This window comes from Streptomyces sp. SAS_272 (genome assembly GCF_052543235.1).
The window spans coordinates 13,602-23,917 of the sequence record NZ_JBMNDR010000112.1; the positions used below are offsets into that span (position 1 = coordinate 13,602).

At 76.1% G+C, this 10,316-nt stretch carries 8 protein-coding genes and 1 riboswitch; of the genes, 7 read left to right on the plus strand and 1 reads right to left on the minus strand.

Annotated elements, in window-relative coordinates; genetic code table 11:
* Positions 1–141 precede the first annotated feature (141 nt).
* A riboswitch (cobalamin riboswitch) is annotated at positions 142–282 on the plus strand.
* Between the two features lie 100 nt (positions 283–382).
* The 6 genes from ACN6LD_RS37910 to ACN6LD_RS37935 are packed head-to-tail and all read left to right on the plus strand — an operon-like array spanning position 383 to position 7,240.
* Positions 383–1,327, plus strand: coding sequence for a cobalamin biosynthesis protein (locus ACN6LD_RS37910; protein WP_445045524.1), 945 nt, complete (start codon positions 383–385; stop codon positions 1,325–1,327).
* Entirely contained in the window at positions 1,324–2,856 is a 1,533-nt protein-coding gene (locus ACN6LD_RS37915; RefSeq protein WP_319192290.1) for a cobyric acid synthase, read from the plus strand. The genes ACN6LD_RS37910 and ACN6LD_RS37915 overlap by 4 nt, the downstream gene beginning before the upstream one ends.
* Positions 2,853–3,041 (plus strand): hypothetical protein, encoded by a 189-nt coding sequence (locus ACN6LD_RS37920; protein WP_445045525.1) that lies wholly within the window; start codon positions 2,853–2,855, stop codon positions 3,039–3,041. The genes ACN6LD_RS37915 and ACN6LD_RS37920 overlap by 4 nt, the downstream gene beginning before the upstream one ends.
* Positions 3,038–5,107, plus strand: coding sequence for a putative cobaltochelatase (locus ACN6LD_RS37925; protein WP_445045526.1), 2,070 nt, complete (start codon positions 3,038–3,040; stop codon positions 5,105–5,107). The genes ACN6LD_RS37920 and ACN6LD_RS37925 overlap by 4 nt, the downstream gene beginning before the upstream one ends.
* Positions 5,107–5,715: a cob(I)yrinic acid a,c-diamide adenosyltransferase gene (gene cobO, locus ACN6LD_RS37930; protein ID WP_319192285.1), complete on the plus strand. Its 609-nt coding sequence runs from the start codon at positions 5,107–5,109 to the stop codon at positions 5,713–5,715. The genes ACN6LD_RS37925 and cobO overlap by 1 nt, the downstream gene beginning before the upstream one ends.
* 4 nt (positions 5,716–5,719) lie before the next feature.
* On the plus strand, positions 5,720–7,240 hold the full coding sequence (locus tag ACN6LD_RS37935; RefSeq protein ID WP_445045527.1) for a cobyrinate a,c-diamide synthase: 1,521 nt from the start codon (positions 5,720–5,722) through the stop codon (positions 7,238–7,240).
* A gap of 113 nt (positions 7,241–7,353) precedes the next feature.
* Here ACN6LD_RS37935 and ACN6LD_RS37940 read toward each other — a convergent pair whose 3' ends face one another.
* A complete protein-coding gene (locus ACN6LD_RS37940) occupies positions 7,354–8,082 on the minus strand; it encodes a ZIP family metal transporter (protein ID WP_319192282.1) in 729 nt (242 codons plus the stop codon).
* A 143-nt stretch (positions 8,083–8,225) separates the two neighbouring features.
* On the opposite strand from ACN6LD_RS37940, the gene cobC reads away from it, so the two are divergent.
* Entirely contained in the window at positions 8,226–10,064 is a 1,839-nt protein-coding gene (gene cobC, locus ACN6LD_RS37945; RefSeq protein WP_445045528.1) for an Rv2231c family pyridoxal phosphate-dependent protein CobC, read from the plus strand.
* Positions 10,065–10,316 lie beyond the last annotated feature (252 nt).

Consider the following 10,316-nt stretch of genomic DNA (forward strand, 5'->3'; position numbering starts at 1 on the left):
CCCCCCCCCCCACCCCGTTCCCGTACCTCGTCCGCGTACCCGCGCCCGTGCCCGCGCCCCCACCCCGATCCCGAACCCCGCCGGTGCCGCCGTGTGGGGTTCTGCACATCCTCCCCGCGCAGGTCAACAGCAAGTTGACGGCCCTTCCGGGCCCGTGGTGGACTGCCCGGGCCATGTACGGCGGCAGAAGAGGAAGCCGGTGCGAGTCCGGCGCGGTCCCGCCACTGTCACCGGGGAGTGAAGCCCCCGGGAGCCAGGAACTCTCGCCGCCGGTCTCGTCGAACCAGGGCGCGGACACCCTGAGTGAGGACCTCTGCCATGTGCGGCTGCCGACCGAGCGTCACCACCGAGCCGACCCCAGCCCCCGCAGCCGGCTGACCCGATGGGTGCCGAGCGCGTCCACGCGTACGGCGCCGCCGCCGGCCTTCTCGGCGACCTGCTCCTCGGCGACCCCCGCCGCGGGCATCCGGTCGCCGTGTTCGGGCGGGCCGCGGGCGCCGTCGAACGGCTGCTGTGGCGGGACCACCGGGGGTGGGGCGCCCTGCACACGGCCGTGTGCGCCGGCGGCGCCGTCGCCCTGGGAGCCGTCGCCTCGCGGGGCGTGCGCCGCTCCCCCGCCGCCTCCGTCGCCCTGACCGCCGCCGCCACCTGGGCCGTCGTCGGGGGCAGTTCACTCGTCCGCGAGGCCCGCGCGATCGGGCGGGCCCTGGAGTCGGGGGACGTCGAGGCGGCCCGCGCACGACTGCCGCATCTGTGCGGGCGGGATCCGCAGGCGCTGGACGCCGACGGGATCGCCCGGGCCGTCGTGGAGTCCGTCGCCGAGAACACCTCCGACGCCGTCGTCGGGGCGCTGGTGTGGGGCACCGTGGGCGGTGTGCCGGGACTGGTCGGGTTCCGGGCCGTCAACACCCTTGACGCGATGGTCGGTCACCGCTCACCGAGGTACCTGCGCTTCGGCTGGGCCTCCGCCCGGCTCGACGACCTCGCCGGGTGGCCGGGGGCGCGGCTGACCGCCGTGCTGGCCGCCGCGGCGGGGGACGATCCGCGCGGCGCGCTGCGGGCCTGGCGCACCGACGCCCGCAGTCACCCGAGCCCCAACGCGGGCCCCGTGGAGGCGTCCTTCGCGGGCGCACTCGGGGTGCGGCTGGGCGGGACCCTGTCGTACGGCGGACGGGTCGAGCACCGGCCGGTGCTCAACGGGACGGCCGGACGGGCCGTCGCCGCGCACGACATCGAACGCGCCGCACGGCTCTCCCGCCGCGTCGGTCTGCTCGCGCTCGGCGTCACCGTCGCCGCGCGCCTGGTCGCGAAGGGACGTCAGTCATGAGCGGGGGGCTCCTCGTCGCCGGCACGACCTCCGACGCCGGCAAGAGCGTCGTCACCGCGGGGATCTGCCGGTGGCTGGTACGACAGGGCGTCAAGGTCGCGCCGTTCAAGGCGCAGAACATGTCCCTCAACTCCTTCGTGACGCGGGAGGGCGCCGAGATCGGGCGGGCGCAGGCCATGCAGGCGCAGGCCTGCCGGGTGGAGCCGACCGCGCTGATGAACCCCGTGCTGCTCAAGCCGGGCGGAGAGCGCAGCAGCCAGGTCGTGCTGCTGGGCAGGCCGGTGGGCGAGATGAGCGCCCGCGGCTATCACGGAGGCCGGCAGCAACGACTCCTCGGCACCGTTCTCGACTGTCTCGCCGAGTTGCGGGGCACGTATGACGCGGTGATCTGTGAGGGGGCGGGCAGTCCCGCCGAGATCAACCTGCGGCGGACCGACATCGTGAACATGGGCATCGCGCGGAGCGCGCGATTGCCGGTGCTCGTCGTCGGCGACATCGACCGGGGCGGGGTGTTCGCGTCGTTCTTCGGCACGGTCGCCCTGCTGTCGCCCGAGGACCAGGAGCTGGTCGCGGGGTTCCTCGTCAACAAGTTCCGGGGCGACGTCTCCCTGCTGGAGCCGGGCCTGGACATGCTGCACGGGCTCACCGGGCGGCGGACGTACGGGGTGCTGCCGTTCCGGCACGGGCTCGGGATCGACGAGGAGGACGGACTGAGGGTGTCGCTGCGGGGAACCGTGCGGGAGTCGAACACCTCCCCGCCGGTCGGCGAGGACGTGCTGCGGGTCGCCGTCTGCGCGGTCCCGCTGATGTCCAACTTCACCGACGTGGACGCGCTGGCCGCCGAGCCCGGCGTCGTCGTGCGGTTCGTCGACCGGCCCGAGGAACTGGCCGACGCCGACCTGGTCGTCGTACCGGGGACCCGGGGCACCGTGCGGGCGCTGGAGTGGCTGCGCGAGCGGGGGCTGGCCGACGCGCTGGTGCGCCGGGCCGCCGAGCAGCGGCCCGTCCTCGGCGTCTGCGGGGGCTACCAGATCCTCGGCACGCGGATCGAGGACGAGGTCGAGAGCCGGCTCGGCCGGGTCGACGGGCTCGGACTGCTCCCCGTGCGGGTGCGGTTCGCCCCGGAGAAGACCCTCACCCGCCCGGTCGGCGAAGCCCTCGGCGAGCCCGTCGAGGGGTACGAGATCCATCACGGGGTGGCCACCGTGGACGGCGGGGAGGCGTTCCTGCGCGACGACCGCGGAAACCCCCTGGACGGCTGCCGGGTGGGGCAGGTCTGGGGCACGCACTGGCACGGCTCGCTGGAGTCGGACGGGTTCCGGCGGGCCTTCCTGCGCGAGGTGGCCGCGGCCGCGGGCCGGCGTTTCGTGCCCGCTCCCGACACCTCGTTCGGCGCGCTGCGCGAGGAACAGCTGGACCGGCTCGGCGACCTGATCGAGGAGCACGCGGACACCGACGCGCTGTGGCGGCTGATCGAGTCGGGCGCGCCGCCGGGGCTGCCGTTCGTTCCCCCGGGGGCTCCCGCATGAGCGGCCTCGTGCGCGCCCGCATCGGCGCCCGCATGGGCGCCCGCATGGGCACCGGGCCGTCGCCGTCGGCCGGCGGCGTCCCGTGCACGGGGGAGTCCGGCCGGTGGCCACGGCGCGGCACCACCGAACGGCTGCGGGACGTCCGTCCCGAGCCGGAGGGCGAGTTGGAAGGCAACGAGAAGTGAGTACTCCTTTCCCGTTCACGGCCGTCGTCGGCCAGGACGACCTGCGGCTCGCGCTGCTGCTGAACGCCGTGTCGCCGGCCGTGGGCGGTGTGCTGGTGCGCGGCGAGAAGGGCACGGCCAAGTCGACGGCGGTACGGGCGCTGTCGGCGCTCATGCCGGCGCTGGACGCGGTGACCGGTTGCCGGTTCTCCTGCGACCCGGCCTCGCCCGACCCCGCCTGCCCGGACGGACCGCACGAGCCGGGGGCGTCCGAGACCCGGCCGGCGCGGATGGTGGAGCTGCCGGTCGGCGCCTCCGAGGACCGGCTGGTGGGCGCGCTGGACATCGAACGGGCGCTGGCGGAGGGCGTGAAGGCCTTCGAGCCGGGGCTCCTCGCCGACGCGCACCGGGGCATCCTCTACGTCGACGAGGTCAACCTCCTCCACGACCACCTGGTCGACCTGCTGCTGGACGCGGCCGCGATGGGCGCCTCGTACGTCGAGCGCGAGGGCGTCTCCGTACGGCACGCGGCCCGGTTCCTGCTCGTCGGCACCATGAACCCCGAGGAGGGCGAGCTGCGGCCGCAGTTGCTCGACCGGTTCGGGCTGACGGTGGAGGTGGCGGCCTCGCGCGAGCCCGACCAGCGGGTGGAGGTGGTGCGGCGGCGGCTCGCGCACGACGACGACCCCGAGGCGTTCGCCGCGCGCTGGGCGGACGAGGAGGCCGCCGTGCGCAGCCGGATCGCGGCCGCGCGCGAGCTGCTGCCGTCGGTGCGGCTGGGCGACGCGGCGCTGCGGCAGATCGCGGCGACCTGCGCCGCGTTCGAGGTGGACGGCATGCGCGCCGACATCGTCATGGCGCGCACGGCCACCGCGCTGGCCGCGTGGGCGGGACGGACCGACGTGCTCGCGGAGGACGTACGGCAGGCGGCGCTGCTCGCGCTGCCGCACCGCAGGCGGCGCAATCCCTTCGACGCGCCCGGACTCGACGAGGACAAGCTCGACGAGACGCTGGAGGAGTTCGGCGGATCGGACGACGAGGACCCCGACCCCGGTCCGCAGGGCCCCGAGGGCGGCCCCGGCGACGGTCCCGAGGGCGGTCCCGAGGGCGGGGGCGGGCTGCCGCCGCAGTCCGACGACGCAGCCGGCGACGCCACCGTGCCGCCGCAGGGCGACGGCGCCGGCTCCGACGCCGGGCGGAGCGGGGAGGGCGGCGCGGAGCCGCAGCCGGCCGGCCCGGGAGGCGGGGAGCAGTCCCCCGTACGGGCCGCCGAGCCGTTCCGCACCAAGACGCTGAGCGTGCCCGGCATCGGCGAGGGCGCCGCCGGGCGGCGGTCGCGGGCGCGCACCGAGCACGGCCGGACCACGGGCGCCCGGCGCCCCCGGGGCGCTCTGACCAAGCTGCACCTGGCGGCGACCGTGCACGCGGCCGCCCCGCACCAGCGGGCGCGGGGCCGGTCCGGGCCGGGGCTGGTGGTGCGGCGCGACGATCTGCGGCAGGCGGTCCGGGAGGGGCGCGAGGGGAACCTCGTGCTGTTCGTCGTGGACGCCTCGGGGTCGATGGCCGCCCGGCAGCGCATGGGCGCCGTGAAGGGCGCGGTGCTGTCGCTGCTGCTCGACGCGTACCAGCGGCGGGACAAGGTCGGGCTCGTCACCTTCCGCGGCTCGGGCGCGGACGTCGCGCTGCCGCCCACGTCGTCGGTGGACGCGGCCGCCGTCCGCCTGGAGTCGCTGCCCACCGGAGGGCGCACGCCGCTGGCCGCCGGGCTGCTGCGGGCGCACGACGTGCTGCGCGTGGAGCGGCTGCGGGATCCCGCGCGGCGGGCGCTGGTCGTCGTGGTGACGGACGGGCGGGCCACCGGGGGCCCCGAGCCGGTCGCGACGGCCGGACGGGCCGCCCGGCTGTTCGCGGCCGAGGGCGTCGCGAGCGTGGTCGTCGACTGCGAGTCGGGGCCGGTACGGCTCGGGCTCGCCGGGGAGCTCGCCGCAGAGCTGGGGGGAACCGCCGTCACGCTGGACGAGCTGCGGGCGGATTCCATCGCGGGACTGGTGAAAGACGTGCAGGGGACTTCGAGGAGGGCCGCTTAATGCCGCAGGGACAGCCGAGTGTCGTGCCGGACGACGGGCTGACGACGCGTCAGCGCCGCAACCGGGCGCTCGTCATGGTGCACACGGGCATCGGTAAGGGAAAGTCGACCGCCGCGTTCGGGCTCGCTCTGCGGGCCTGGAACCAGGGGTGGCCGATCGGGGTGTTCCAGTTCGTCAAGTCGGCGAAGTGGAAGGTCGGCGAGGAGAACGCGCTGCGGGTGCTGGGGGCGTCCGGCGAGGGCGGCTCCGTCGACTGGCACAAGATGGGCGAGGGCTGGTCGTGGGTGCAGCGCGACCTCCAGGGGGACAACTCCAGCAACGAGGAGAAGGCCCGGGAGGGCTGGGAGCAGGTCAAACGGGACCTCGCCGCCGAGGCGTACAAGCTGTACGTGCTCGACGAGTTCGCCTACCCGCTGCACTGGGGGTGGATCGACGTCGACGAGGTGATCTCGGTGTTGCGGGACCGGCCAGGGACGCAGCACGTCGTGATCACCGGACGCAACGCGCCCGAGAAGCTCATGGACTTCGCCGACCTGGTCACCGACATGTCGAAGGTCAAGCATCCGATGGACGCGGGGCAGAAGGGGCAGAGGGGCATCGAGTGGTGACGCCGTGCTGACGCCCCCCGCCGCGACGCCGTCCGCGCCCCCGCCGCCGGCGCCTTCGGCCTCCTCCTCCGTGCCCCGGCTCGTGATCGCCGCGCCCTCCTCGGGCAGCGGGAAGACCACCGTCGCGACGGGGCTGATGGCCGCGTTCGCCGCGCGCGGGCTCGCCGTGTCCCCGCACAAAGTCGGGCCGGACTACATCGACCCCGGGTACCACTCGCTCGCGACCGGGCGGGTGGGCCGCAACCTCGACGCGTACCTGTGCGGGCCGGAGCTGGTGGGGCCGCTGTTCGCGCACGGTGCGCGCGGCTGCGACCTGGCGATCGTCGAGGGCGTGATGGGGATGTACGACGGGGCCGCGGGCGAGGGCGAACTGGCCTCCACCGCCCAGGTGGCGAAGCTGCTGCGGGCGCCGGTGGTGCTCGTGGTCGACGCCTCGTCGCAGTCCCGGTCGGTGGCGGCGCTCGTGCACGGGTTCGTCTCCTGGGACCCGCAGGTGCGGGTCGGCGGCGTGATCCTCAACAAGGTCGCCTCGGACCGGCACGAGGAACTGCTGCGGGACGCGCTGGAGTCGGCCGGGACGCCGGTGCTCGGCGTGGTGCGGCGGGCCTCGCGGGTGGACACGCCGTCCCGGCACCTCGGGCTGGTGCCGGTCGCCGAACGGCGGGCCGAGGCGGTGGACTCCGTCGCGGCCATGGCGGCGCAGGTGGCGCAGGGGTGCGACCTCGAGGCGCTGCTCGCGCTGGCGCGCGGTGCGGGAGACCTGTTCTGCGCGCAGTGGGACGCGGCCGAGGCCCTGCGTGCCGCCGTGCCCGCGCCGGCCCTCGACACGCCGGCCCTCGACGTCCCGGGCGCGAACACACCGGCCCTCGACGTCCGGGCTCCGCGGTCCGGCGCCTGCGGGCCGTCGCCGGGGGGCACGGGCCGGCCGGTGGTCGCCGTCGCCGGCGGTTCCGCCTTCACCTTCTCCTACGCCGAGCACGCCGAGCTGCTCACCGCCGCCGGCGCCGACGTCGTCCCCTTCGATCCGCTGCGGGACGAGCGACTGCCCGAAGGAACCGCCGGGTTGGTCGTCGGGGGCGGATTCCCCGAGATGTACGCGGCCGAGCTGTCCGCCAACGAGCCGCTGCGCAAAACGGTGGCCGCCCTCGTGGACCAGGGGGCGCCCGTCGCCGCCGAGTGCGCCGGACTGCTCTATCTGTGCCGCGAGCTGGACGGGCAGCCCATGTGCGGGGTGCTCGACGCGACCGCGCGGATGAGCGGACGGCTCACGCTCGGATACCGGGACGCGGTCGCCGTGAGCGACAGCGCGCTGGCCGTGGCCGGGACCCGGATGCGGGGCCACGAGTTCCACCGGACCGTCGTGGAGCCCGGCGCGGGCGCGACCCCCGCGTGGGGGCTGCGGACCCCGCAGCGGCGGCTCGAGGGGTTCGTGGAGCGGGGTGTGCACGCGAGCTATCTGCACACGCACTGGGCGTCCGAGCCGGGTGTGGTCCGCCGGTTCGTGGAGAGGTGCCGGACGTCATGAGCGGCGGGCCGGTCGTGCGGGCCGTCGAGGAGCCGGAGCCAGGGCCGCGGGCCGTCGGGGAGCCGGAGCCGCGGGCCGTGACCGGCGCCCTTCCGACGCTCGTGCACAGGCTCTCAGGACGCCAGTCCGACCACCAGCCAGATGAATGCCGCGCCCGCGATCGTGCACAGCACGGTCGAGCGCGCCGGGTGCTCGTGGTGGGCCTCGGGGAGGATCTCGGCGGCCGCCAGGTACAGCAGCGCACCGCCGAAGAAGCCCAGATAGCCGCCGAGCACCTGCTCCGGGATGGTGACGAAGGACGTCGACGCCGCGCCCGCGACCGGGGCCGCCGCGTCCGCCACCAGCATGGCCTGGGCCTTGCGACGGGCGTTCCCGTAGAGGCTCGTGATCGTGTAGGTGTTGAAGCCGTCCGCGAAGTCGTGGGCGATGACCGCGAGCGCCACGGCGGCTCCCATCCCCCCGTCGACCTGGAAGGCCGCGCCGATCGCCACGCCGTCCATCGCGCTGTGACCGACCATCGCGGCGGCGGCCGTGAGACCCACTTCGGGCGCGCGCAGGGCCGCCTCCTCCGCGCCGTGCGCGGCCTGGCGGGCCGCGAGCAGCCGTTCCACCAGATGGGCCAGCAGGAACCCGGCCACGAACAGCAGCAGCGCGGCCGGTACGCCGAAGACCTCGGCGCCGGCCGCGTCGAGCGCCTCCGGCAGCAGGTCCAGGCCGACCACGCCCAGCATCAGGCCGCCGGCCAGGCCCAGCACGAGGTGGCGGCGGTCGGTCACGTGCTGTGCCGTCCAGCCGCCGGCCAGCGTCATGAGGAACGCGCCGAGCGCGACGAAGACCGCCATGGACCCTTGCTATCCGATCGACCCCCGATCGCGCACATCCGCGCCGCGATCTGACGGCGCGAAGCCCTGACGAAACCGCCGAGACCGCCGATACCGCCGAAACCGCACAGTCATTACAGGCCATGGTGAGAGGACGTGCCCGCATGACCGACGCCGCCGCCGGCCCCGGGCGCGTCCCCCTGTCCTCCAAGACCGCGGGCGGGCACGCGGTGGCCTCCCTCGTCGTCGGGGTCGGGGCGTCCACGGGTGTGCCCGCCGCCGAGGTGCTCGAGCTCGTGGAGAGCGCGTTGCGCGAGGCGGGACGGTCCGTGCGCGACCTCGCCGAGCTGGCCACCGTCGACGTCCGGGCCGGCGAACCGGGCCTCGTGGAAGCCGCCCGCCGGCTCGGGGTGCCCGTGGTGACGTACTCCGCGCGGCAGCTGGCGGACGTGACGGTGCCCCACCCCTCCGACGCGCCGTTCGCCGCCCTGGGCACCGCGTCGGTGGCGGAGGCGGCCGCGCTGATCGGCGGCGGTGAGCTCGTGCTGCCCAAGCGCAGGTCGGCCGGGACGCCGGCGAGGGCGACGTGCGCCGTAGCGCGCCGGCCGGGCCACTCCGGCCTGCCGGACAGGCCCGCCGAAACCGCGCGCACGCCCCCGGACGACGCCGGCGAGCTGAAGACCGCTTCCCGGCCCGCGTCCGCGGTCACCGCGACGGCCCCGCCGACCCCCGACGCGCCGCACGACCGCCGTCCCTCGCCGCACCCGGCGGCGACGGGTCCGGTCCCGACCCCGGCCTCGACCTGGACGGCACCGGCCGCCTCGGCAGGCGCCACCCGCACGGACATCCCCCACCCGGGCATCACCCTCACGGACATGGAAACGCGCACTCCCATGCACACTGACGGACAAGCTGACGAGCACACCGACGGCCTGGCCGGCGTTCCCGACGGCGGGCACGACCTGCGCCATCACGGGGACGCCGAGACGCGGGACGACGGCTCGGCCCTGGTCGATCTCGCCGTGAACGTCCGCGCGGACACGCCTCCGCGCTGGCTGCTCGAGCGTGTCGCCGCGTCCCTGGACGGCCTCGCGGCCTATCCGGACGGGCGGGCCGCGCGGGCGGCCGTCGCGACGCGGCACGGGCTCCCCGTGGAGCGGGTGCTGCTGACGGCGGGCGCGGCGGAGGCCTTCGTGCTGCTGGCGCGGGCCCTGCGGGTGCGGCGGCCGGTGGTCGTGCATCCGCAGTTCACCGAGCCGGAGGCGGCGCTGCGCGACGCCGGGCACCAGGTGGGCCGGGTGCTGCTGCGCGCGCGGGACGGCTTCCGGCTGGATCCGGGGGCCGTTCCGGACGACGCCGACCTGGTGGTGATCGGCAATCCGACGAACCCCACGTCGGTGCTGCACCCCGCGGACACGGTCCGGAGGCTGGCGCGGGCCGGACGGACGCTGGTCGTCGACGAGGCGTTCATGGACGCGGTGCCGGGCGAACGGGAGGCTCTCGCCGAACGGACGGACGTGCCCGGTCTGGTGGTGCTGCGCAGCCTGACCAAGACCTGGGGGCTCGCGGGGCTGCGGATCGGCTACGTCCTCGCCGCGCCGGAGACGATCGCCGAGCTGGAGCGGGCACAGCCGCTGTGGCCGGTGTCCACGCCGGCGCTGGCCGCCGCACAGGCGTGTGTGGAACCGCGGGCGCTGGCGGAGGCCGCGCAGGCCGCGCACCGCATCGCCGCGGACCGGGCCCATCTCGTCGCCGGGCTCGAGGAGTTCGCCTCGGACGGGCTGCGGGTCGCGGGGCCGGCCGAGGGCCCCTTCGTGCTCGTCCGGCTGCCGCGGGCCGCCGCGGTCCGCCGGCAGCTGCGGGTCCTGGGGTTCGCGGTCCGGCGCGGGGACACGTTCCCGGGGCTGGACGAGGAGTGGCTGCGGCTGGCGGTGCGGGACCGGGCGACGGTGAACCGATTCCTCCAGGCGCTGGACCAGGCGCTGTCGCTGACGCGCGACTGACGGGCCCGGGGAACGGACGCCAGGGACGGGACGCGAGGGACGGGACGCGAGGGAGCCTGGCGAGGAGCCGCGACAGGACGGCGCGGCGCGGACAGGGCGCGGCGCAGACGGAGCGGAGAGGCGCGGACAGGGCGGAGAGGCGCGGACAGGGCGCGGCGCAGACGGAGCCGCGGACGGGGCGGAGAGGCGTCGCGACGACCGGGAGGGGGGGGGGGGGGGGGGGGGGGGGGGGGGGGGGGGGGGGGGGGGGGG